This is a genomic window from Streptomyces luomodiensis, assembly GCF_031679605.1.
GTDB lineage: Bacteria > Actinomycetota > Actinomycetes > Streptomycetales > Streptomycetaceae > Streptomyces > Streptomyces luomodiensis.
The window spans coordinates 5832688-5855306 of record NZ_CP117522.1 but is presented as its reverse complement, the minus strand read 5'-3'; the positions used below and the strand labels follow the sequence as shown (position 1 = coordinate 5855306).

The window sequence follows — 22619 nt, the reverse complement described above, 5'->3', positions numbered from 1 at the left end:
TGACCGTAAGGCGGGCGAGGCCATAAGGGGGCCGCCGTAAGGCGATGACGCGGTGAGTCAGGCGGGCAGCGGCCGGAAGACGGGAACGACCGGGATCTCCCCCTCGGCGGCCCGGAACGCGACCCGGAGCCGCATCCCGACGCATGGACCGCCCACCGGGACCTCGATGAGCTCGGTCATCATCCGCGGCCCCTCGGCGAGGTCGACGACGGCGGCGGTGTACGGGACGCGGGCGCCGAACGGCGGCAGATCGTTACGGTGCACCACGGACCAGGTATAGAGCGTCGCGGCGCCGCTCGCCTCCTCCCAGACGACCTCCTCGCTCCAGCAGTACGGGCAGAATTCGCGCGGGTAGTGGTGGGCCCGGCCGCAGTCGGCGCAGCGCCGGATCAGCAGTCGGCCCTCGGCGGCGGCGTCCCAGTAGGGGCGGGTGAAGGCGTCGATCTCGGGCAGGTCGAACCGCGGGGCGCCCGCGGGGGGCGTCGGGCTCACCGGAACAGCCCCCATCTCCCGTCGGGCAACCAGGTCTGCCGGCTCATGCCGAAGAGCCCGGCCGCGGAGATCAGCACCATCATCGAGTCGCGCAGCACGGCGAGCCATTCGGCCCCGCTGAGTCCGATCGTCCGCACCGTCCCACCTCTTCCCACCCGGAACAGACCTGACGGTACGTCAGTTTCACCGGCGGAACCGGCACACACAAGGGGTTGCGAGCGCTGACCGACCGTGACCTGTCCGCAACCCATCCGGCATCACTTTGGCCGGATCGCATTGACCGAAACCCGTCAAGCACCCGGTTACGCTCACCCGCATGGCCGACAGCTCTCCCGAGAAGTCCTCACCCGTCTATGTGATCGGCGGCGGACCGGGCGGACTCGCCACCGCCGCGGCGCTCACCCAGCGCGGGATCCGCGCCGTCGTCGTGGAGAGGTCCGACGCGATCGCCACGTCGTGGCGGAACCACTACGACCGGCTGCGTCTGCACACCACGCGCCGGCTGTCCGCACTCCCCGGGCTGCCGATCCCCCGGTCCTACGGGCGGTGGGTCGCACGCGACGACGTGGTGCGCTACCTGGAGCACTACGCCGAGCACCACGGACTGGAGATCGTCACGGGGGTCGAGGTGTCCCGCGTCGACCGGGCGGCCGACGACACGGAATGGGTGCTGAGGGCCACGGGCGGCCGCGAACTGTCCTCGCCCGTGGTCGTCGTCGCGACGGGCTTCAACCACACTCCACGGCTGCCGGACTGGCCGGGCCGCACCGCCTACACGGGTGAGCTGCTGCACGCCGCCCACTACCGCAACGCCCGCCCCTTCGAGGGCAAGGACGTGCTGGTGGTCGGCGTCGGCAACACGGGCGCGGAGATCGCGGTCGACCTGGTCGAGGGCGGCGCGGCCCGGGTCCGGCTCGCGGTCCGCACCGTGCCGCACATCCTGCGCCGCTCGACCGCGGGCTGGCCCGCGCAGGCCACCGGCATCCTGGTGCGACGGCTGCCTCGGCGCGCGGTGGACCGGGCGGCGCGGGTGGTGTGCCGGCTGAGCATGCCGGATCTGACCGAGCACGGCCTGCCCTGGCCCGACACCGGGCTCTACACCCGCGTACGCGAGGGCGCGATCCCGGTCCAGGACGCGGGGCTGGTGGACGCGGTGCGGACGGGGCGGGTGGAGGTGGTCTCGGCGGTCGACTCCTTCGACCTGGACAAGGTGGTCCTGACCGACGGCTCGCGGATCTCCCCCGAGGCGGTGATCGCCGCGACCGGCTACCGGCGCGGCCTGGAGGAACTGGTCGGCCATCTGGGCGTGCTCGACGACCGCGGCCGCCCCCTCGCCCATGGCCGGCGCACCCTGGCGTCCGCGCCGGGGCTGCACTTCACGGGCTATACGAACCCGATCAGCGGCATGCTGCGCGAGCTGGCCATCGACGCCCGGAAGATCGCCAAGACGATCGCCCGCACCACGGTATGACCCCCGCCGTCACCCTGCGTGTTCCTCCCGCACCGAGCATTCCTGACAGGCCGTCAGTTCAGTAACCTGACCACTGGGTAATGTGACGTGTCGTCAGTTTGGCGTCGAACAGCCCGGTCACCTACCCGGTTATTGGCCAACGAGCAGGAGTGGCGGATACCGATGCTTGGATCGACCTACGGCACCCTGACCACCAACTCCCGTCATGCCCGCGCCGTCGCCTGTGGGCGGGCCCCCGGCCCCGCCGTGCACGTCCACAGCGGGCACGCGCCGGGCGGGACCGCCGAAGGCGTGGACGACGTGGACGACATGGACGTCAGCGGGCGCCCGCTGCACTCCGCCGTCCCCGATCTGGACCGCTTCTTCCATCCCGAGTCGGTGGCTCTCATCGGCGCCTCCGACGCGGACGGCCGCCCCAACACCGGCATCACCCGCCAACTCCTGGCCTGGGCCGAACGCGTCGGCGCCCGGCTGCACCCCGTGCATCCCTCCCGTCCCGCCGTCTTCGGCATTCCGTGCGTACCGTCCGTGGCCGCGCTGCCCGAGCCCGTCGACCTCGCCGTCCTCCTCGTCCGCGATCCGCTCCCGGTCATCGAGGAGCTCGACGGGAGCAAGGTGAAGTTCGCCGTCGCCTTCGCCTCCGGCTTCGCCGAGACCGGCCCCGAGGGCGCCGCCGCGCAGGCCCGGCTGGCCGCCGCGGCCCGCGGCGCCGGGCTGCGGCTGCTGGGCCCCAACACCAACCTCAACGCCTTCGAGAGGTTCCGCGACGACCTCGAAGGACCCGCCATCGCCCTCATCACCCAGTCAGGCCACCAGGGCCGCCCGGTCTTCACCCTCCAGGAACTCGGCATCCGGCTCAGCCACTGGGCCCCGACCGGCAACGAGGCCGACCTGGAGACCGCCGACTTCATCTCCTACTTCGCCACCCGGCCCGAGGTCGGCGCCATCGCCCTGTACGCGGAGGGGCTGAAGGACGGCCGCGGCTTCCTGCTCGCCGCCGACCGGGCCGCCCGCGCCAAGGTGCCCGTCGTGGCGGTGAAGGTCGGCCGCACCGAGACCGGCGCCCGCACGGCCGCCTCCCACACCGGCAAGCTGACCGGCTCCGATGCGGTGGTGGACGCGGCCATGCGGCAGTTCGGCGTGATCCGGGTGGACGGCCTGGACGAGCTTCAGGACACGGCGGCGCTGCTCGCCCGCGCCCGCCCGCCGCTCGCCGAGGGCGTCGTGGTGTATTCGATCTCCGGGGGCACCGGGGCCCACTTCTCCGATCTCGCCACGGCGGCGGGTCTCCCCCTGCCCACCCTCTCCGCCGAGAAACAGGCCGAGCTCCACCAGTGGATACCCGGCGATCTCAGCGTCGCCAACCCGGTCGACAACGGCGGCCACCCGGTCGGCGACTGGCGCGGCCGCAAGATCATCGACGCGATCCTCGCCGATCCGGCCGTGGGCGTGCTGATCTGCCCGATCACCGGCCCGTTTCCGCCCATGAGCGACAAGCTGGCGCAGGATCTGGTGGACGCGGCGGAACAGACGGACAAGCTGGTGTGCGTGGTGTGGGGATCGCCGGTCGGCACCGAGGACGCCTACCGCACCACCCTGCTGGGCTCCTCCCGCGTGGCCACCTTCCGTACGTTCGCCAACTGCGTCACCGCCGTCCGCGCCTATCTGGGGCACCACCGCTTCACCGCCTCCTACCGCTCCCCCTTCGACGACGCCCCGCGCACCCCGTCCCCATCCCTGCGCAAGGCGCGCGACCTGCTGCGCCCAGGCGGCCGGCTGAGCGAGCACGCGGCGAAACAGCTGCTGCGGGCGTACGGCATCCGGGTGCCGCGCGAGCAGCTGGTGACCAGCGCGGCCGCGGCCGTCCGCGCCGCCGGACTGGTGGGCTACCCGGTGGTCATGAAGGCATCCGCGCCGCAGCTCGCCCACAAGACCGAACTCGGACTGGTCCGGCTGGGGCTGACCTCGGCCAGCCAGGTCCGCGACACCTATCGGGAGCTCACCGACATCGCCCGCTACGAAGGCGTCGAGCTGGACGGGGTGCTGGTCTGCCAGATGGTCGAGGGCGGGGTGGAGATGGTCGTCGGCATGAGCCACGACGACCTCTTCGGACCGACCGTGACCGTGGGTGTAGGGGGCGTGCTCGTCGAGGTGCTGCGGGACACGGCCGTACGCGTCCCCCCGTTCGGCGAGGACCAGGCCCGCGCGATGCTCGCCGAACTGCGCGGCCGCGCCCTCCTCGACGGGGTGCGCGGTGCGCCCCCGGCCGATGTGGACGCGCTCGTGGAGGTCGTGCTGCGCGTCCAGCGCATGGCCCTGGAGCTCGGCGACCACCTCGCCGAACTCGACGTCAATCCGCTGATGGTGCTGGAACGCGGCCAGGGCGCCGTGGCGCTGGACGCGCTGGCGATCTGCCGCTGACCCGTGGAGCGTTCCCATGATCTCTCCCTCCCCCGAAGAAGAACATGACTCCGTTGTACGGCACACCACTGACAACGGCGTCTCGTGGATCACGCTCAACCGCCCCGCGGCGATGAACGCCATCACCCCCGACCAGCGGGAACGCCTTGTTTCGCTACTGGAAACCGCCTCCGCCGACCCGGCCGTCCGGGCCGTCGTGCTGACCGCCACCGGCAAGGGTTTCTGCGCGGGAGCGGATCTGCGCGGCGCCCCGGCCGGGCAGGAGCGCGTCGCGGGCGATGTGGCCCGGCTGATCCGCGGCGGAGCGCAGCGGCTCATCACCGCCGTCCTCGACTGCGAGAAACCGGTGATCGCCGCCGTCAACGGCACCGCGGCCGGGCTCGGCGCCCATCTCGCCCTCGCCTGCGATCTGGTGCTGGCCGCCGAATCGGCCGTCTTCATCGAGGTGTTCATCCGCCGTGGTCTGGTCCCGGACGGGGGCGGTGCGTACCTCCTCCCCCGGCTGACCGGCCCGCAGCGTGCGAAGGAGCTGATGTTCTTCGGCGACGCGCTGCCCGCCGCCGAGGCCGAGCGGCTGGGCCTGGTCAACCGGGTCGTTCCGGACGACGAACTGACCAAGACCGCCCGCGCCTGGGCCGAGCGCCTCGCGGCCGGCCCCACCCGCGCCCTCGCCCTCACCAAGGCGCTGGTGAACGCCTCCCTGGAGACCGACCGCCCGGCCGCGTTCGCCGCCGAGGCGGCGGCGCAGGAGATCAACATGACCACGGCCGACGCTCAGGAGGGCGTCCGCGCGTTCCTCGAACGCCGACCCCCCGTGTACCGAGGACGCTGAGGGACACTCGCCGTCAGAAAGCCCGGACAGCAGGAAAGTTCAGAAAGGGGGACGGGCCATGATGGGACACGCCGGTATGGCCGCCACCGCCGTCCGCTATCTCCGGGCGGTCGGCTCGCCGACCGCTTCCGTACGACCGGTCGACCCGCTGCCCCCACCCGAGTTGCGCTGTGTGCGCGACGATGAGCGGCCCCCGGTCGACCCCGCGGCCTTCCGCCGCGTGCTGGGCCACTTCGCAAGCGGTGTCACCGTGATCACCACCGTCGACGCGACCGGCCCGGCCGGCTTCGTCTGCCAGTCCTTCGTCTCGCTGTCCCTGGACCCGCCGCTGATCGCCTTCATGGTCGCCCGCACCTCCACGACCTGGCCGCGCATCGCCCGCGCGGGCGTCTTCTGCGTCAACGTCCTGGGCGCGCACCAGGGCGAGCTGTGCCGTGCCTTCGCGGTCAGCGGCTCCCGGCGCCCCGACAAATTCGCGGGCGTCCGCTACGAGCCGTCCCCGGTCACCGGCTCACCGCGACTCGCCGACGTCCCGGCGTGGATCGACTGCGCGGTCCACACCGTGCACACGGGCGGCGACCATCTGGTCGTGGTGGGCCGCGTCCGGGCCCTGGCGGCGGACGAGTCGGCGGCGCGGTCGGGGCCGCTGCTCTTCCACCGCGGCTCCTTCGGGGAGTTCACGCCATTGCCGGCCTCACCCCCGGCCCGCACGCCGACCTGACCCTCGGCCCGCACGTCCTCAGACCGCCGCCGCGGCCTTCGCGCCCTCGCCCCGCCGGATCACCAGCGCCATCAGCGCGGCGATCGCGCACAGCGCCCCCGCGCCGTACCAGACCAGGTCGTACGAGCCGAAGGTGTCCCGCGCCATACCGCCCACGAAGGCCACGGCCCCGGCTCCCACCTGGTGGGAGGCCAGCACCCAGCCGAAGACGATCGCGCTGTCCTCCCCGTACTGCTCCCGGCACAGCGCCATCGTCGGCGGCACGGTGGCGACCCAGTCGAGGCCGTAGAAGACGATGAAGAAGACCATCGGCGGATGCACCGCGTCGGCCAGCAGGATCGGCAGGAACATCAGGGAGAGTCCCCGCAGCGCGTAGTACACGGCCAGCAGCCGCCGCGCGTCGAAGCGGTCGGTGAACCAGCCGGAGGCCACCGTCCCCACGATGTCGAAGACACCGATGACGGCAAGCAGGCTCGCGGCGGCCGTCACCGGCATGCCGTGGTCATGTGCGGCGGGCACGAAATGGGTCTTGACGAGGCCGTTCGTCGAGGCACCGCAGATCGCGAAGGTGCCCGCGAGCAGCCAGAAGGAGCCGGTGCGGGAGGCGGAGACGAGGGCCCCCACGGCCCTCCGGGCCGCGCCGCGCCGGGGTGCGGGCCTCGGGACGGGCGGCCCGTCGGCACCGTACGGGGCGAGGCCCACGTCCGAGGGGTGGTCGCGCAGCAGCAGCCAGACGAAGGGGACGATCGCCAGCGCGGCGATCGCGACGGTCAGCGCGGCGGGCCGCCAGTCGTGCCCCTCGACGATCCAGGAGAGCAGCGGCAGGAAGATCAGCTGCCCGGAGGCCCCGCCCGCGGTGAGGATGCCGGTGACCAGTCCGCGCCGGGCGACGAACCACCGGTTGGTGACGGTGGCGGCGAAGGCCAGCGCCATGGAGCCGCTGCCGAGGCCGACGAGCACGCCCCAGCACAGGATGAGCTGCCAGGGCTCGGTCATGAAGACCGTAAGGCCGCCACCGGTCGCGATGACGAGGAGCGCGGCCGCGACGACCTTGCGGATGCCGAAGCGGTCCATCAGGGCGGCGGCGAAGGGCGCGGTGAGCCCATAGAGGGCGAGGTTGACGGAGACCGCGAACCCGATCGTGCCGCGCCCCCAGCCGAACTCCTCGTGGAGCGGGTCGATGAGCAGACCGGGCAGGGAGGCGAATCCGGCCGCGCCGATGATCGCCACAAAGGTGATGGCGGCGACCGACCAGGCGCGGTGCGGAAGGCGCGGCAGGGCCCGTCTTGGGGGCCGGTCGGGCTGTTCGTCCTGTTCGGGGGCTCCAAAGAGCTCGGTCGTCTGTGTCACCGGACCAGCATCGGGCAGCGGGTCGGCACGGACGAGTGGCCCACGGGACAGCGTCCGCTAGGATCGGGCCATGCCCCTTTCGGGCCCTTGACCGAGCGACCGGAGGCCGGAAGTGCCCCAATCCCCGCCCGAGAAGACCGACTCCCCGCCCGCGAAGACCGGCCGGCGCCATCGGATCGCCGTCCTCGCCCTCCCCGGCGTGATCCCCTTCGAGCTGGGCATTCCGTACCGGATCTTCGGCAAGGCCCGCTCCGCCGGCCGCCAAGACCTGTACGAGGTGGTCACCTGCACCGTCGAGCCCGGTCTGGTGCCCACGGACGCCGACTTCCCGATCACCGTGGAACGCGGCCCGGAGGCCCTCGCCGAGGCGGACACCATCGTGGTGCCCGCCTCGTACGCGCTCGGCCCGGTCACCGAGGAGGGCCGGCTGACCGAGCCGCTCGCCGCCGCGCTCGCCCACGCCCGGCCGGGCGTGCGCTGGGTGTCCATCTGCACCGGTTCGTATGTGCTCGCCGCCGCCGGTCTTCTCGACGGCCGCCCGGCCACCACCCATTGGGCCAGCGTCAACCACTTCCAGCGGCTCTTCCCGACGGTCAGGGTCGATCCGGATGTGCTGTTCGTGGACGACGGCGATGTGCTCACCTCGGCCGGTGTCGCCTCGGGGATCGACCTGTGTCTGCATCTGGTGCGGCGCGACCATGGCACGGCGATCGCCAACGATGTCGCCCGGCGCAGTGTGGTGCCGCCGCATCGCGACGGCGGTCAGGCCCAGTACATCCAGCGCCCGCTGCCCGAGCCCCAGCAGGCCACCACCACGACGGCCCGCGCCTGGGCGCTCGGCCGGCTGGACCGGCCCATCTCGCTGAGCGAACTGGCCGCCCAGGAGTCGATGAGCGTACGGACGTTCACCCGCCGCTTCCGCGAGGAGGTCGGGATCAGCCCGGGGCAGTGGCTGACCCAGCAGCGGGTGGAGCGGGCCCGGCACCTCCTGGAGGACACCGACCTGTCGGTGGACCAGGTGGTCCGCGAGGCGGGTTTCGGCTCACCCGCGTCCCTGCGCCAGCACTTCCAGGCGGCCGTGGGCGTCTCCCCCACCGCCTACCGCCGCACCTTCCGCGCGAGCGCCCCGGGCCATGACCGAGCCTCCGCACGGTGACCGCGGGCGGGCCGGGGCCGGTCAGAAGGTGAGCACGGCGCGCGCCACCCGGCCGTGGTGGGCGTCGTCGGCGGCCTCGGCGAAGTCCTCCAGCGGATACGTCCTGCTGACCAGTTCGTCCAGCAGCAGCCGCCCCTGCCGGTAGAGGCCGGCGTACAGGGCGATATCGGCCTGCGGCCGTGCGGAGCCGTAACGGCAGCCCAGGATGGACTTGTCCAGATACATGGAGGAGACGCGGAAGGCCGCCTCGGCGTCGGCGGGCGGCACGCCGAGCAGCACCGCCTGACCGTGCCGGTCGAGCAGATCGACGGCCTGGCGGATGAGCCGGGTGGAGCCGACACATTCGAAGACGTGGTCCGCGCCGGTCGGCAGGATCTCCCGTACGTCGTCGGCGGACGGGACGAAGTGGGTCGCGCCGAAGCGCCGGGCCATCGGCTCCTTGGCGGGGTTGGAGTCGACGGCCACGATCGGCGACGCCCCGGCGATCCGGGCCCCTTGGAGCACATTGAGCCCGATGCCACCGCTGCCGATGACGACGACCGACTCACCGCGGTCCACCTTGGCGCGGTTGAGCACGGCGCCGACACCGGTGAGGACGGCGCAGCCGATGAGGGCTGCGGAGACGAGCGGAATCTCCTCGGGAATCCGCACCACCTGGACGGCGGTGACGAGGGTGCGCTCGGCGAAGGCTGAGTTCGCGGCGAAGCTGTACAGCCGCTGGTCGCCGCGTCGGAAGGGCCGGGTCGGCCGGCGAAACGCCGAGCGACACATCGTGGGGCGGCCTCGCGCGCAGTCGGCGCAGGTCCCGCAGTTGGCGAGGGTGGAGAGCGCCACATGATCGCCAGGTGCGACATGGGTGACGCCCGGCCCGGCCGCCTCCACCACACCCGCGCCCTCGTGGCCGAGCACGACGGGGAGGGGGAAGGGGATGGTGCCGTCGACGACCGACAGATCGCTGTGGCACAGCCCCGCGGCGGCGATGCGCACCAGCACCTCGCCGGGGCCGGGGTCACGCACCTCCAGGTCCTCGACCACGCGCGGCGCCGTGCCATCGAAGATGACGCCTCTCATCCCCATCACCCTCCCGGTTCCGTTCCTCAGGAGACCCAGACCAGCGACTGCAGTTCGCTGTACGCGTGCAGGCCGAACGAGCCGCCGTCGCGGCCGACACCGCTTTCCTTGAAACCGCCGAACGGCGTCTCGGGGTGGCGCTGGGCGGTGTTGATGCCGATGTTTCCGCTGCGCAGCCGGGCGGCGAGGGCCCAGGCCCGGCCCGCGTCGGCGCTGAAGACGTAGTCGTAGAGGCCGTAGGAGGTGGAGTTGGCGATCCGCACCGCCTCGTCCTCGTCGTCGAAGGGCAGGGCCACGACGACCGGGCCGAACAGTTCCTCCCGCGCGACGGTCATGGCGGGGTCGGCGTCGGCGATGAGGGTGGGGGCGACGTAGAAGCCGGGTTTACGCGCGGGGCGTTCACCGCCCACGACGATCCGGGCGCCCTGGTCACGGGCGTCCAGTACATACGCCTCGACGCGATCGCGCTGCGCGGCGGAGATCAGCGGACCGACGATCGTGGAGTTATCCACAGGGTCCCCGATCTTCAGTGACTCTGCGTAGTGTGTGAGTGCGGCGATGACCTTCTCGTACAGCGATCGATGGACGAGCGCCCGGGTCGGAGCCGTGCAGATCTGACCGCTGTGAAAGGAGAAGGTCGAACCGACCGCCCCGACCGCCGACGCGATCACTCGCTCGTCGGCGTCCCCCAGGACGATGGCCGCGCCCTTGCCCCCCAGCTCCATCAGGGTGCGCTTCATCGACCTCCCCGCGGATTCGGCGATCTTCTTACCCACAGCGGTGGATCCGGTGAAGCTGACCATGTCGACACCGGGGTGCGCTACCAGCGCCTCGCCGACGGCCGCGCGCGAGCCGGTGACGACATTGAAGGCACCGTCCGGGAGCCCGGCCTCCTTGAGCAGGGGGCCGAGCTCGAGACAGCACAGCGGGTCCTGCGGCGCGGGTTTGGCCACGACCGTATTGCCCATGGCCAGGGCCGGGGCGACCTTGCCCGCGAGATTCGTGAGAGGGAAGTTGTAGGAGGTGATGCAGCAGACGACACCCAAGGGGCGGCGGACCGCGGCAGCCCCGACCAGCCCGCCGGGCGCCAGCGGGGTGGCGGCCACGGGCAGCGGGGCGAGCGGCACGGTGTCCGGCTCGACGGCGCCGCGCGCGTAGCGGCGGAAGCGGTCGATCGCCGGGGGCACCTGGAGGGACGAGGCGACACGCAGGGTCGCACCGGTCTCCGCCTGGACGAGGGGCACCAGGTCCGGGGCGTGCTCGGCGAGCAGGTCGGCAGCCCGCTCGAGTACGGCGGCGCGCTCCCGGGGGGCGGTGCGCGACCAGCCGTCGTACGCGGCGCGGGCGGCCCGGACAGCGGCGTCCACGTCGGCCCGGTCGGCCTCGGGGGCATGGCCGACGGTTTGCTCGGTGGCGGGATTGACGACGGGGTAGTGCCCGTTCCCGGGAGCCCGCCACGAGCCGCCGATCCAGTGCGCGTAGGTCTTCGTCATCGGCGTGAATCCTTGGGGAGGTGAAGTACGCGTTCGGCGATGATGGTGCGCTGGATCTCGTCCGAGCCGCCGTAGATGGTGTCGGCGCGTGAGAAGAGGAAGAGACGCTGGAAGGCGTCGAGTTCGTACGGCCGGCCGGCTGTCCAGCGCGCCGGACCGAGTGCGGCCGCGGCGCCCCTCACCTGCATGGCCAGCTCGCCGAGCCGCTGGTGCCAGCCGCCCCACAGCAGCTTGGCGACGCTGGGCGCGCCGGGGTCCTGCGGGCCGGCGTCGCGGAAGCCGCGGGCCTGGGCGTCGGCGCTCCGCGGGGGAAGGTTGTGGGGGACGGCCTTCCGCGGGGCGGCGTCCCGGGCGGGGTGCTGTGCGGGGTTCCGGGCGGGCTCCCGGGCGGGGTTCTGCGCGGTGCCCAGGGTGCGCAGGGCGTTCCAGCGCATGACCTTGAGCTCGGCCCACTGCCGTATGAGCCGGTCCCGCAGGACGGGCTCCGCTGCGGCGCCGGTCTCCAGGGCCAGCCGCACCACCCGGCTCAACTCCTGGGCGAAGCCGATCTGCTGGACCAGGGTGGAGACCCCGCGCTCCACCGCGAGCAGGCTCATGGCCACGCGCCAGCCGTGGCCCGCGCCGCCGACGAGGTGTTCGGCGCGGGCCACGGCCCCGTCGAAGAACACCTCGTTGAACTCGGCGGTCCCGGTCAACTGCCGGATCGGCCGCACCTCGATCCGTCCCGGCTGGTCCATCGGCACCAGCAGAAAGGAGAGCCCATGATGGCGCTGTGAGCCCTCCTCGGTGCGCGCCAGGACAAAACACCAGTCGGCCTCATGGGCGAGGGAGGTCCAGATCTTCTGTCCGGTGATGCGATAGGTGCCCTCGCCCGGGTCGTGGACAGCGCGGGTCCGCAGCCCGGCGAGGTCCGAGCCGGCGTCGGGCTCGCTGTAGCCCTGGCACCACAGCTCCTCGCCGCGGGCGATGGCCGGCAGGAAGCGGGCGCGCTGTGCGGAGTCGCCGTGGGCGAGCAGGGTGGGCGCGAGGAGGTTCTCGCCGATATGCCCCAGTCGGCCGGGCGCCCCGGCGCGGGCGTACTCCTCGGCCCAGACGACCTGTTGGGTCAGGGTCGCGGCGCGGTTGCCGTACGCCCCGTCCGTGCGGTCCCAGCCGATGCCGATCCAGCCGCCGGTGCCCAGCTCACGCTCCCAGGCGCGGCGGGCCGCCATGTCGCCGTGCCCCTCGCCGGGACGGCCGCCGGATTGTTGCGCGAGAGCGGCGAACGGTCCGGTGAAGTGCTCGGCCAGCCAGCCGCGTGCCTCGGCGCGGAACCGCTCGTCCTCCGGCCCGAAAGCGAAGTCCACAACCTCTCCCCTCGTCGGTCCCGGCCGGTCTTCCCCGGCCGGCCCGCCGTTCCGGACGTCAGGCGTTGGGGCGTTGGCCGGTGGCGGCTGCCTGGGCCATGGCGTCCAGCTGGGCCAGCATCGGCATGGGGTCGGTGCCGACCGTGCCCGGGAGGAAGTCGGCGATCCTCTCCGGGGTCCAGGCGCCCTCGGCGTATCCGGCGCGCAGCTCACGGGGCTGGGCCCAGACCGCGATCTTGGGGCCCGCGATCGTGTAGACCTGGCCGGTGATCCGCTCCGCACGGGCGCGTTCGCTCAGCAGATAGACGACCAGGGCCGCCACGTCCTCCGGCTCGCCGATCTCCTTGAGCTCCATCGGCACGTTGGCGGACATCCGGGTGCGGGCGACCGGTGCGACACAGTTCGCCGTGACGCCGTACTTGTGCAGCCCCAGCGCGGCGCTGCGCACCAGGGAGATGATCCCGCCCTTGGCGGAGGCGTAGTTGGCCTGGGCGACGCTGCCCTGGTGGTTGCCGCTGGTGAAGCCGATCAGGGTTCCGGAGCGCTGGCGGCGCATCACCGCCGACGCCGCCCGGAAGACCGTGAAGGTGCCCTTGAGATGGGTGGCGACGACCGGGTCCCACTCCTCCTCGGACATGTTGAAGAGCATCCGCTCGCGCAGGATCCCGGCGACGCAGACGGCCCCGTCCAGCCGTCCGTACTGTTCGAGCGCGGTGTCCACGATCCGCTGGCCACCGGCCATGGTCGAGACGTCGTCGGCGACCGCGACCGCCGCACCGCCCGCCGCCGTGATCTCCTTGACCACGGCCTCGGCGACCTCGCTGCTCGGTTCACCGCCCTCGATCGAAACCCCGTAGTCGTTGACGACGACCTGAGCCCCTTCGGCCGCGCAGGCGAGGGCCACCGCCCGTCCGATACCGCGTCCGGCCCCGGTGACGGCGACCACCTTGCCGTCCAAGAAGTTGCCCACGCCGCATCCCCTCCCGGAGTTTCTGACGGCCCGTTAGATTTTTGAGCAGACGCGGCTCGAGTACAAGCCCTCGCACACAAACGTCGACCGGGAACGACGAAGGAGACGCCATGCCGCTGCCAGCCGAGTTCCACGAGATCGCCAAACGCGTCAACAACTGGGGCCGCTGGGGAGCGGCGGACGAGATCGGCACGCTCAATCTGATCACCGATGCCGTGATCCGGGAGGCCGCGGCGACCATACGGACCGGTCGCCGCGTTCCCCTCGCGGTGCCGCTGCGACAGGACGGCATCCAGACCGGAATGATCCCCGGGCGGGTCAACCCGCTGCACACGATGATCGCGGTCAACTTCGAGATGTTCGGCCCGGACACCGTGGCGACCAGCGACGACGCCGTGACGATGGGACTACAGGCCGGAACCCACTGGGACGGGCTGACCCATGTCTCGCACTCCGGCAGGATCTACAACGGCCGCCCCGCCGACTCCATAACCGCCCATGACCGCGCCGCCTTCAGCGGCATCGAGAAGGCGGGTCCCCTCGTCTCGCGCGGGGTGCTCCTCGATGTGGCGCGGGCCCTGGGCGTCCAGCGGCTGCCCGACGGGCACACCGTCACCCCCGAAGACCTCGATGCCGCCGAGGAACTGGCCCGGACCAAGGTCCGCCCCGGCGATATCGCACTCGTCCGGACCGGGCAGATCCAGCGGTATCTGGCGGGCGAGAAGGAGGCATATGCCTTCCCCTCACCGGGCCTCTCCCTGCGCACACCGGAGTGGTTCCACGCCCGCGATGTGGCGGCGGTCGCCAATGACACGCTGACCTTCGAGGTCTTCCCACCGGAGATCGAGAACCTCTGGCTGCCGGTCCACGCCCTCGATCTGGTCGAGATGGGCATGCTCCAGGGCCAGAACTGGAATCTTGAGGAGCTGTCCGAGAACTGCGCCGAGGAGGGGCGCTACGCCTTTCTGCTGTCGGCTCCGCCCGAGCCGTTCGTCGGCGGCGCGGGCGCACCGGTCGCGCCCGTGGCGATCCTCTGACGCCCCAGCGAACCTGTGACTCCCGCCGCGTCGGGCGGCGTCGGCCGTCTGGGAGGGGACGGCGGGTCGCTTCCTCTCGGGTGGCGGTGCGCTCATGCGCGCCCCGAGCACGGCACCGCGCACCGCCACCCGGCTCCCGGCGCTGAGCCCTGTATCAGCAGCGGGGGCGCGACCCGCACTCGCCAAGGAACGTCCCCGTGAACACAGAGCCCACGCAGACACCACAGCCCTCGGCGTCCCCTCGCGACGAATCGCTGATCCTAGAGTGATCAACCGAACACGTCACGTCAACACCTGGTCTGGACTTTGTCTGGTTCGCCCCAAGTGTGACGTCGCAGGGGAGGCGGCCCGCCTCTGGGCGAGGGGCTCCTCACCCTTCGCCCGGTCGATTTCACACCAGATCCGCTTTCCGGCGCCCTCCGGCTGCCAGCCCCACCGGTCGGCGAGGCCGTCGACCAGCTCCAGCCCGCGCCCATGGGTGTCCCCCTCACCGGCAGAGCGCTGGCGCGGCGCACGGTCACTGGCGTCGGCCACCTCGACCCGGACCGTTCCCAGACCCGAGCCCCGGCCCCCGAACGGGCCACCCGAGGTCCCGCTGCCGCCGTTTCCCCCACCGCCACCCACCGACTGGGCGGGGAAGAGCATCCGCAGCACGGCGGGACAGCCCGTATGCACCACGGCGTTGGTGACGAGTTCGGAGATGAGCAGGATCAACGTCTCGGCGAGCGGCTCGTCGGCCCCGATCCCGGAGCCGGCGAGCCGCGAACGGGCCCACCGACGGGCACGGCTCACCTCCGCAGGGTCGGGCCTGACCTCCATCTGCGCCTGAAGTACCTGCACCGCTCACACCATCCGAACCGGCAGACACATCGCCTTGTACCTCCAAGAGGTCACAGACCGCGACTCTCCCCCAGCCGCCGCCGGGAGGCACCCCCTTGCGAAACAGCATGGTTGACGTACAGTCACGCCAACAAGCGCTTCAGTCATATTCCAGCGCCAAGGAGTATGCGTGGGGCATACTGTGCGACACACGCTCTGGGGACTCGAACACCGAGACCCGGGCGCCGCACACCCCGGGCGATCGGGGTACGTCGGCATGCCCGGAGTCGCCCCATGGGCAACGCCGGGCTTATCGCACCCCTTAAGCGCTCGCACCCCACGGAGAGTACCCGAGCACGAGCCCGACTCCCCCCTGTGACGAGTCACGCCTAGGAAACAACCCGGTATCAACGCTCGGTCACCTCGGAGGCTCTGGGGATCTCCCCAGAGAATGCGACATCCCAACAATTCAGGCGTATCCATAGAGCTCGGCTACAAACATGTTTCAACGGTCGACAAGAGCCCGGCCGCGAGTTCCTCCTCCGCAGCGGCAGCGGACTGCCACTGACCTGCCCGTACCCAGGCCCGCTTGAGATGCAGATGGACATCCGCCTCCCAGGTGAAGCCCATCCCACCGTGCACTTGCAGACAATCGCGGGCATTGCGGACAGCTGCCTCATCCGCCAGCAGCTTGGCGGCGGCTATGTCACCCGGGTCTTCTGTGACCGCCGCCGCATACACCACACTTCTGGCTGATTCGGCGCGCACCAGCATCTGGGCGCACAGATGCTGTACGGCCTGGAAGGCACCGATCGGACGGCCGAACTGGGTGCGCCGCTTGGCATGGTCTACGGCGAGCTCGACCGTACGGCAAGCGCTGCCCAGCTGTTGCGCCGCGGTCAGCAGCGCCGCCTCGCGGCGCAACCGGGCGGCGAGCCCCAAAGCCTCCGAAGCCCCCGGGGGCACCACCGGCGGCCGGGCCCGCTCCGGGGCCGTGCGCCGCTGTGCCGTGCGGCACCGGGCCGTTCGATACGGCGCCGTCCGGTGCAGCGGGGTGGCCGGGTCCACTGACCGTATCGGCTCCGCCGAACGCGCCACCGCCTCCGCCGCGATCACCTCCACGGCGGTCGGACCCAGCACCAGCACCGCATCGGCCGAGGCCAGATGCTCGACCAGCGCGTCCTCCTTGACCGGCGCGTCCCGCTCGTCCAGCGCGTCCCCCTCGTCCAGCGCCGTCACCACGGCCTCGCCCCGGACCGCATCCGCCGCCCATTCCCCCGCCGCCAACGCCCCCGGCACCGACAGTCCCGCCGTCAGCTCCGTCGCCACCAGCGGCCCCGGCAGCAGCGCACGGCCCGCCTCCTCGAAGGCCAGCACCGCCTCCGGCAGCCCCAGCCCCACCCCACCCGCCGACTCCGGTACCCGCAGCGCGAAGAGCCCCGCCGCGCCCAGTCCCCGCCACAGCGCCCGGTCCAGCCCCGCTCCCCGCTCCGCGCCGTCACCGTCCGCCATGTCCACCATCGCCCGCAGCCGGGTCCGCGGAAAGCACCGTTCCAGCAGTTCGCGCACCCCGGTCCGCAGCGCCCGTTGGTCGTCCGTGAGCTGGAAGTCCACGGCCCCGCTCACCGCCCCTTCGGCAGGCCGAGGATCCGCTCGGCCACGATGTTCCGCTGGATCTGCGAGGTGCCCGCCGCGATCGTGTACGAGAGCGAGGAGAGCCGGTCCGCGACCCACTCCTGACCGGCGTCCAGCGCGTCCGCCCCCAGCACCTCGGCGGCCGCGTCGTACAGCTCCTGCCGCACCTGGGAGAAGCGCAGTTTGAAGACCGAGCCACCGACGCCCGGCACTCCGCCGGTGCGCTGCGCCTCGCTCACGTTCCACTGGGTGAGCCGCCACAGCGCCGCGCACTCCGCCGCAAGCCGCCCCAACCGGCGCCGCAGCACCGCGTCGTCCCAGCGCCCGTTGGCCTTCGCCGTCCGGGCCAGCGCCTCCAGCACCCGTCGGCAGGCGACCACCTCGCCCACGAAGGCCGTACCGCGTTCGAAGGAGAGGGTCACCATGGTCACCCGCCAGCCGTCGTTCTCCTCCCCGACTCGGTGGGTGACCGGCACCCGCACCTCGTCCAGGAACACCTCGGCGAACTCCGCCGTCCCGGCGAGGGTCCGCAGCGGCCGCACCGTCACCCCGGGCGCGTCCATCGGCATCGCGAGCCAGCTGATGCCCCGGTGCTTCGGCGTGTCGGCGTTTACCGGCGCGGTGCGCACCAATAGCTCGCACCAGTCGGCGATCTCGGCGTGCGAGGTCCAGATCTTGCTTCCGCTGACGACATAGGCGTCACCGTCCCGTACCGCCCGGGTGCGCAGCGAGGCCAGGTCGGAGCCGGCGTCCGGTTCGGAGAACCCCTGGCACCAGACCTCGTCCCCGCGCAGGATCGGCGGCAGCCAGCGCGCCCGCTGCTCGGGGGTGCCCTCTGCGGCGATGGTGGGGCCCGCGTGCAGCAGTCCGACGAAACCGGCGCCCACATAGGGCGCGCCGGCCCGCTCGGTCTCCTCCAGGAAGATCAGATGCTGGGTGGGGGTGGCGCCCTGGCCGCCCGCGTCCTCGGGCCAGTGCAGTCCGGCGTAGCCCGCGTCGTGCAGCATGCGCTGCCAGCCGCAGTCATAGGCGCGCCGGCCGGGCCAGTCGGCCGGGTGCGGGCGGTCCGGCAGCTTGGGCAGGGTGTCGGCGAGCCAGGCGCGCAGCCGACGCCGGAAGTCCTCCTCGTCCTGTGTGAACGCGAGATCCATCAGCGGCCGACCTCCCTTTCTGATGGGTCGTCAGGAAAGGTGGCATGGGCAGGTTAGTCCGCACCCCCTGGACCGACAAGGCGCGCAGCCTTACGCTTCCCACCGATACCTGATGCCCCGTCAGCTGGCGCCCCCTGGGAGGCCGGGATGACCGACGTCGCGCATGAGCTCGGCGGATCGGCGACGCTGTGGGAACTGCTCGAACGGCGCGCCGCGCTCACCCCCGACGCCCCCGTCCTGCTACAGGCCGCCGCCTCCGCCCGGCACGACCGGCGGCTGACCTTCCGGGCCCTGCGCACCCGCGCCGAGCGGACCGCCGCCGGGCTGTACCGGCTGGGGATACGCCCCGGCAGCCGGGTCGCCTGGCAGCTGCCCACCCGGATCGAGACGGTCGTGCTGACCATGGCGCTCGCCCGCCTCGGCGCCGTACAGACCCCGCTCATCCCGTACTACCGCGACCGCGAGGTGGGGTACGCGCTGCGCGAGTCCGGGGCGCGGTTCTTCGCCGTGCCCGGCCGGTGGCGCGGCTTCGACCACACCGCGATGGCGCGCCGGCTCGCCGCCGAACTGCCCGAACCGCCGCTGGTCTTCGAGGCGTACGACACGCTGCCGGTCGCCGACCCCCAGGCCCTGCGGCTGCCGCCACCGCCCACCGACGGCCGGGCCGTCCGCTGGATCTACTGGACCTCGGGCACCACCTCCGACCCCAAGGGCGTGCTGCACACCGACCGCAGCCTCATCGCCGCCGGCGCCTGCCTCGCCCGCGCGCTGCGGCTCGGCCCGGACGACGTCGGGTCGATGGCCTTCCCATACGCCCATGTCGCCGGGCCCGACTACACCGTGATGCTGCTGCTCCACGGCTTCCCCGCCGTGCTGCTGGAACACTTCTCCCTGCCGGAGTCGCTGGCCGCGTACCGGCGGCACGGGGTGACGGTCGCGGGCGGCAGCACCGCCTTCTACTCGATGTTCCTGGCCGAACAGCGCAAGGACCCCTCGCGCAGGCTCATCCCCACTCTGCGGCTCCTCGCGGGCGGCGGCGCGCCCAAACCGCCCGAGCTCTACTACGAGGTCGTACGGGAGCTGGGCTGCGCGCTCGCCCACGGCTACGGCATGACCGAAGCCCCCACGATCACCATGGGTGCGCCGGACGACACGGACGAGAACCTCGCCACCACCGAGGGCCGGCCGCCGCGGGAGATGGAGATCCGGGTGGTGGACGGGGAGGTGCGGCTGCGCGGGGAGGCGGTCTGCGCCGGCTATCTGGACGCGTCCCAGACGCGGGCGGCGTTCGACGCGGACGGCTTCTTCCTCACCGGTGACCTCGGCCATCTCACGAAAAGCGGCCATCTGGTGCTGACCGGCCGCGCCAAGGACATCATCATCCGCAAGGGCGAGAACATATCGGCCCAGGAGATCGAGCAGCTGCTGTACCAGCACCCGGACGTGGGGGACGTGGCGGTGATCGGGCTGCCCGACCCGGACCGGGGCGAGCTGGTCTGCGCCGTCGTGGAACAGCCGGCGGGGGCGGGGGCACTGACGCTCGGCGGGGTGGTGTCGTATCTGCGCGAGGCGGGCCTGTCGGTGCACAAGCTGCCGGAGCGGCTGGAGGTCGTGGACGCCCTGCCCCGCAACGAGACGCTGCGGAAGGTGCTGAAGTACCGGCTGCGGGAGCGGTTCGCGGAAGCGGGCGCCCAGCCGCTCGGACCCGCCAGGTCCTAGCCGGTGGTCGTGCTGTACGTGGCCGTGGCCTGCTCGAAGTAGCGGCTGACCGCGTCGCGCTCATCGGACGGGCCGATCACCAGGACCACGTGGTAGCGGCCGTCGATCAGCATCGCGAGGTTGCGCGCGTACACATCCCGCCCGCTGCTGTCGCGCCAGCTGAACGTGCCCTCCGCCATCGCCGTCCCACCGACGTCGATCCGCCGCAGCCCCGAGGACGAGGCCCAGGAGGAGCCGCGGAAGGCGGCCAGTTCGGCCTCGCGGTCCTGCTGGTACGCCATCGGGTCGCCGCCGAACTCGGACGCCTTGTCCCGTCCGGCCACGACCACCAGCTCGAAGTCGCCGCCGATGTAGCGGATCTGTCCCCGGTTGTTCTCGCCCCGGCGGGTCCAGTCCTGGTGGACGGCGACCTTGAAGCCCTTGGGGTCGTTGCGGACCGCGAACCCCTTCGCCAGTCCGGCGGGGGCGGTGGACTGCGGTTCCCGGTCGCCGGGGTCCGCCGGCTCCCCGGCCTCCCCGCCGTTGTCGTCGCCGCCCGCGGAGTCGCTCGGCGCCGCGCTCGTCCCACCGGCCGGATCCGTACGGCCCTGGCCGCCGTTGTCCTTGTCGCTCGGCATGAACATCGTCGCGTAGAGCACCGCCGCGGCCAGCACCAGCAGGATCAGCAGCAACAGCGTCCGCCCCAGCCTGCGCGGCGAGCGCTGGGCAGGCGCCGGCGCCTGCCGGTTCTCGCGCCTGTCCCGCTTGTCCCGCCGGTGCCGCGCATGCCCGACGACCGGCTCGGCCGACGCGGCCGACGCGGCCGGGGCAGTCGGCGCGGCCGGGCGACGGCCCCGGCTCCTGCGCACCAGCCAGCCGCGTCTGCGGATGATCGGCAGCCGCCGGGGGTCGGACGCCCCGCCCGAGCCGAGCGAGGGCACCGTGACCGTACTGCTGCCGACGTCCGGCTCGGGCGCCGAGCGGATCAGCGACCGCAGCCAGCCGCGCAGCTCCTCGAAGTCCGGGCGCTCGGTGGGGTCCTGCCGCATCAGCGACTCGACGACGGGGCGCAGCGGACCGCACTCCTCCGCGTACGCGGGCGCCTCCGCGCAGACCATCTGCACCAGCTCGGCGGCGTTCTCCTCCGGGTACGGGGCATGGCCCTGCACCACGCGGAACAGCAGCGCGCCGAGCGCCCACAGATCGGCGGCGGGGCCGACGGGGGGCGCCAGCCGCCAGTTCTCGTGGACCGGACCCGCCTGCTCGGGCGCCCACCGCTCGGTGACGGCGCCGACCACGACGATACGGGCCTGGCGGGCGCGCTCGGCGGCGAGCGCGGTGGCCGGGCCGCCGCCGGTGGTGCCGCCGGTGTCCCAGGAGCCGCCACCTTCGGAGGCGGCCGGCCGAGGCTGCTCCGCACCGTCCGGCCGACCGGGCCATGAGGCACCGCCGGGCACCGGGTCCGGATCGGCCTCGGGGACGGGTGCGGGGGCGGGTGCGGATGTGGGTGTGGGCTGGGCCGCGGGCTCGGGAGCGTGCGGGGTGCGGGGGGCCGCTTCGGCGTTGGCCCGTGCGGCGGCCCGCGCGCCCGCCGCGTAGGCGGCGATGGCGCTGGCCCGCGCCGCCCGCGCGGCCGCGCCCGGCACATCGGCGGCGGTGCCCCGCTCGTCTTCCCGGCCCCCCGGCTGTCCCGCCTGCCGCGGTTCCGCCCGCCGCGGTCCGGGCAGCCCGCCCGCGGCCCCTGGGTCCCCGTACGGGGCCTCGTGCCCGTGGAGCCCCGGGCCGGACTCCGGCCGGCTCCCGTGGCCCGGACCGCCCGCGCCGGGACCCGAACTCGCCGTCGGCGCACCGTGGTCGCCGTAAGGCGCCCGCGGCTCGGGCACGACCGCCGCCGCGCCCTGGTCGCGGTACGCCCGGCCCCCGTCGCCGGATCGCGTGCCCGCGCCCTCGTCCCCGGGCCGCGCCCCCGTCCCCGCCTGCTCATGGCCACCGTAAGGAGCGCCCGGCGGCAGGAACCCACCCGCGGCGCCCTGGTCCCGGTACCGCGGCCCGGTGTGCGGCAGCGCCTCGCCGCCCTCGGCCGCACGGGCCCCCGGGATGGGGGCGTGCCCTTCGCCGCCGCGCCGGACCGGGCCATGGCCTGAGTGGTCGCCGGGGCCCGCCGAGCCTCGCGGCGAGGCGGCCGGGGCGTCAGCGGACCGGGACTCCTCGACGCCGCGGACGGGCGCCTCGGAACCCGGGACGGGCGCATCGGAAGCCTGGATGGGCGCCTCGGAAGCCGGAGTGGGCTCTTCGAAGGCCGGGGCGGCGCCGGCGGGCGCCGGAACGGGGTCGTAGCCGCACAGCGCCTCCTCCGCCGCACCGGCGGCCAGCCCCGTGAGCATCGCGCGGCCGTCGTCGCACAACAGCACGGTACGAGTGGTGATGTTGCGGTGGATCCACCCGTTGGCGTGCAGGGCGCCCAGCGCCGTAAGGATGTCGTTGGCGACCTCGGCGGCCCGGTGCGGGGACAGCGTGCCCTCCGCGAGCAGCGCCGCGAGCGGGCGGCCGGAGACCAGTTCGCTGACGATCCACAGGCTTCCGGCCTCCGCGAAGACATGGAAGACCTGGCCGAGCCGCGGATGGTCGGGGATCTGCGCGGCGGCCGTCGCCGCCGCGATGGCGCGCCGGACGGCCGGATCGCCGTCGCCCCGGGCCGCACGCCCGGAACCGGCGAACGTGCCGCCGCGTCCCCGCGGTCCGCCACCGCCGCCCCACCGCGCGTCCTCGTCGACGACCTCGGCGTCCACGACCTCCGGCAGCGGTATCTGCCGCAGATGGACTTCCTGCCCGCTGTAGGTGTCGAAGGCGCGGGTCTCGACGAGTTCGTACTCGTCGGCGGGCGGCAGGGGCAGGCGATAGCGGTCGGCCAGCACCCGGCCCGCGTACTCCTCCACGACGCCTCCCCAAAGCGCGC

18 protein-coding genes are annotated in these 22619 nt (G+C 72.9%); 7 read left to right on the top strand and 11 right to left on the bottom strand.

Annotated features, from left to right (window positions below; translation table 11 throughout):
* Positions 1-57 precede the first annotated feature (57 nt).
* Positions 58-507, bottom strand: a complete 450-nt coding sequence (locus PS467_RS24535; RefSeq protein WP_311037032.1) for a Zn-ribbon domain-containing OB-fold protein — start codon at positions 505-507, stop codon at positions 58-60.
* The gene (locus PS467_RS24530) at positions 489-629 is read right to left on the bottom strand and encodes a hypothetical protein (protein WP_311037031.1); all 141 of its coding nucleotides are present in this window, start codon (positions 627-629) and stop codon (positions 489-491) included. Before PS467_RS24530 ends, PS467_RS24535 begins: the two co-directional genes overlap by 19 nt.
* 179 nt (positions 630-808) lie before the next feature.
* Here PS467_RS24530 and PS467_RS24525 point away from each other — a divergent pair, with 179 nt between their 5' ends.
* From PS467_RS24525 to PS467_RS24510, 4 genes are all read left to right on the top strand, one after another.
* Positions 809-1963, top strand: coding sequence for a flavin-containing monooxygenase (locus PS467_RS24525; RefSeq protein ID WP_311037030.1), 1155 nt, complete (start codon positions 809-811; stop codon positions 1961-1963).
* Between the two features lie 162 nt (positions 1964-2125).
* Positions 2126-4384 (top strand): acetate--CoA ligase family protein, encoded by a 2259-nt coding sequence (locus tag PS467_RS24520; RefSeq protein WP_311037029.1) that lies wholly within the window; start codon positions 2126-2128, stop codon positions 4382-4384.
* A gap of 16 nt (positions 4385-4400) precedes the next feature.
* Positions 4401-5216 carry an enoyl-CoA hydratase/isomerase family protein gene (locus tag PS467_RS24515; protein WP_311037028.1) on the top strand — a complete coding sequence of 272 codons (816 nt, stop codon included), beginning with the start codon at positions 4401-4403 and terminating at the stop codon, positions 5214-5216.
* A 58-nt stretch (positions 5217-5274) separates the two neighbouring features.
* Positions 5275-5937, top strand: a complete 663-nt coding sequence (locus tag PS467_RS24510; protein WP_311037027.1) for a flavin reductase family protein — start codon at positions 5275-5277, stop codon at positions 5935-5937.
* An 18-nt stretch (positions 5938-5955) separates the two neighbouring features.
* Here the strand turns inward: PS467_RS24510 and PS467_RS24505 are convergent, their stop codons facing one another.
* Positions 5956-7287, bottom strand: coding sequence for an MFS transporter (locus PS467_RS24505; RefSeq protein WP_432280624.1), 1332 nt, complete (start codon positions 7285-7287; stop codon positions 5956-5958).
* Positions 7288-7399: 112 nt separating this feature from the next.
* Between PS467_RS24505 and PS467_RS24500 the strand changes: the two genes are divergently transcribed.
* Positions 7400-8443 (top strand): GlxA family transcriptional regulator, encoded by a 1044-nt coding sequence (locus PS467_RS24500; protein WP_311037026.1) that lies wholly within the window; start codon positions 7400-7402, stop codon positions 8441-8443.
* A gap of 21 nt (positions 8444-8464) precedes the next feature.
* Here the strand turns inward: PS467_RS24500 and PS467_RS24495 are convergent, their stop codons facing one another.
* From PS467_RS24495 to PS467_RS24480, 4 genes are read right to left on the bottom strand one after another with little or no spacing between them, the layout of a single operon-like run.
* Positions 8465-9514, bottom strand: a complete 1050-nt coding sequence (locus tag PS467_RS24495; protein WP_311037025.1) for a Zn-dependent alcohol dehydrogenase — start codon at positions 9512-9514, stop codon at positions 8465-8467.
* 26 nt (positions 9515-9540) lie between these two features.
* On the bottom strand, positions 9541-11007 hold the full coding sequence (locus PS467_RS24490; RefSeq protein ID WP_268973816.1) for an aldehyde dehydrogenase family protein: 1467 nt from the start codon (positions 11005-11007) through the stop codon (positions 9541-9543).
* The gene (locus PS467_RS24485) at positions 11004-12353 is read right to left on the bottom strand and encodes an acyl-CoA dehydrogenase family protein (RefSeq protein WP_311037024.1); all 1350 of its coding nucleotides are present in this window, start codon (positions 12351-12353) and stop codon (positions 11004-11006) included. The genes PS467_RS24490 and PS467_RS24485 overlap by 4 nt, the downstream gene beginning before the upstream one ends.
* Positions 12354-12411: 58 nt before the next feature.
* Positions 12412-13323 (bottom strand): SDR family oxidoreductase, encoded by a 912-nt coding sequence (locus tag PS467_RS24480; RefSeq protein WP_311037023.1) that lies wholly within the window; start codon positions 13321-13323, stop codon positions 12412-12414.
* A gap of 110 nt (positions 13324-13433) precedes the next feature.
* Between PS467_RS24480 and PS467_RS24475 the strand changes: the two genes are divergently transcribed.
* Positions 13434-14360, top strand: coding sequence for a cyclase family protein (locus PS467_RS24475; RefSeq protein WP_311037022.1), 927 nt, complete (start codon positions 13434-13436; stop codon positions 14358-14360).
* Positions 14361-14642: 282 nt separating this feature from the next.
* On the opposite strand, the gene PS467_RS24470 is transcribed toward PS467_RS24475, so the two are convergent.
* The 3 genes from PS467_RS24470 to PS467_RS24460 all read right to left on the bottom strand — a co-directional run bounded on the left by PS467_RS24470 (position 14643) and on the right by PS467_RS24460 (position 17965).
* Entirely contained in the window at positions 14643-15200 is a 558-nt protein-coding gene (locus PS467_RS24470) for an ATP-binding protein (RefSeq protein WP_311037021.1), read from the bottom strand.
* Positions 15201-15671: 471 nt separating this feature from the next.
* Positions 15672-16793 carry an acyl-CoA dehydrogenase family protein gene (locus tag PS467_RS24465; protein ID WP_311039945.1) on the bottom strand — a complete coding sequence of 374 codons (1122 nt, stop codon included), beginning with the start codon at positions 16791-16793 and terminating at the stop codon, positions 15672-15674.
* 8 nt (positions 16794-16801) lie between these two features.
* Positions 16802-17965, bottom strand: a complete 1164-nt coding sequence (locus PS467_RS24460; protein WP_311037020.1) for an acyl-CoA dehydrogenase family protein — start codon at positions 17963-17965, stop codon at positions 16802-16804.
* 147 nt (positions 17966-18112) lie between these two features.
* Between PS467_RS24460 and PS467_RS24455 the strand changes: the two genes are divergently transcribed.
* Positions 18113-19684 carry an AMP-binding protein gene (locus PS467_RS24455; RefSeq protein ID WP_311037019.1) on the top strand — a complete coding sequence of 524 codons (1572 nt, stop codon included), beginning with the start codon at positions 18113-18115 and terminating at the stop codon, positions 19682-19684.
* Here PS467_RS24455 and PS467_RS24450 read toward each other — a convergent pair.
* Positions 19681-22599 (bottom strand): serine/threonine kinase C-terminal domain-containing protein, encoded by a 2919-nt coding sequence (locus tag PS467_RS24450; protein WP_311037018.1) that lies wholly within the window; start codon positions 22597-22599, stop codon positions 19681-19683. The two genes, PS467_RS24455 and PS467_RS24450, sit on opposite strands and share 4 nt — an antisense overlap.
* Between the last annotated feature and the right edge of the window lie 20 nt (positions 22600-22619).

Excerpts from the sequence above, each read along its gene's own strand:
- PS467_RS24535 (WP_311037032.1), bottom strand. The coding sequence starts at position 507 with ATGGGGGCTGTTCCGGTGAGCCCGACGCCCCCCGCGGGCGCCCCGCGG.
- PS467_RS24525 (WP_311037030.1), top strand. The coding sequence starts at position 809 with ATGGCCGACAGCTCTCCCGAGAAGTCCTCACCCGTCTATGTGATCGGC.
- PS467_RS24520 (WP_311037029.1), top strand. The coding sequence starts at position 2,126 with ATGCTTGGATCGACCTACGGCACCCTGACCACCAACTCCCGTCATGCC.
- PS467_RS24515 (WP_311037028.1), top strand. The coding sequence starts at position 4,401 with ATGATCTCTCCCTCCCCCGAAGAAGAACATGACTCCGTTGTACGGCAC.
- PS467_RS24510 (WP_311037027.1), top strand. The coding sequence starts at position 5,275 with ATGATGGGACACGCCGGTATGGCCGCCACCGCCGTCCGCTATCTCCGG.
- PS467_RS24495 (WP_311037025.1), bottom strand. The coding sequence starts at position 9,514 with ATGAGAGGCGTCATCTTCGATGGCACGGCGCCGCGCGTGGTCGAGGAC.
- PS467_RS24490 (WP_268973816.1), bottom strand. The coding sequence starts at position 11,007 with ATGACGAAGACCTACGCGCACTGGATCGGCGGCTCGTGGCGGGCTCCC.
- PS467_RS24475 (WP_311037022.1), top strand. The coding sequence starts at position 13,434 with ATGCCGCTGCCAGCCGAGTTCCACGAGATCGCCAAACGCGTCAACAAC.
- PS467_RS24460 (WP_311037020.1), bottom strand. The coding sequence starts at position 17,965 with ATGGATCTCGCGTTCACACAGGACGAGGAGGACTTCCGGCGTCGGCTG.
- PS467_RS24455 (WP_311037019.1), top strand. The coding sequence starts at position 18,113 with ATGACCGACGTCGCGCATGAGCTCGGCGGATCGGCGACGCTGTGGGAA.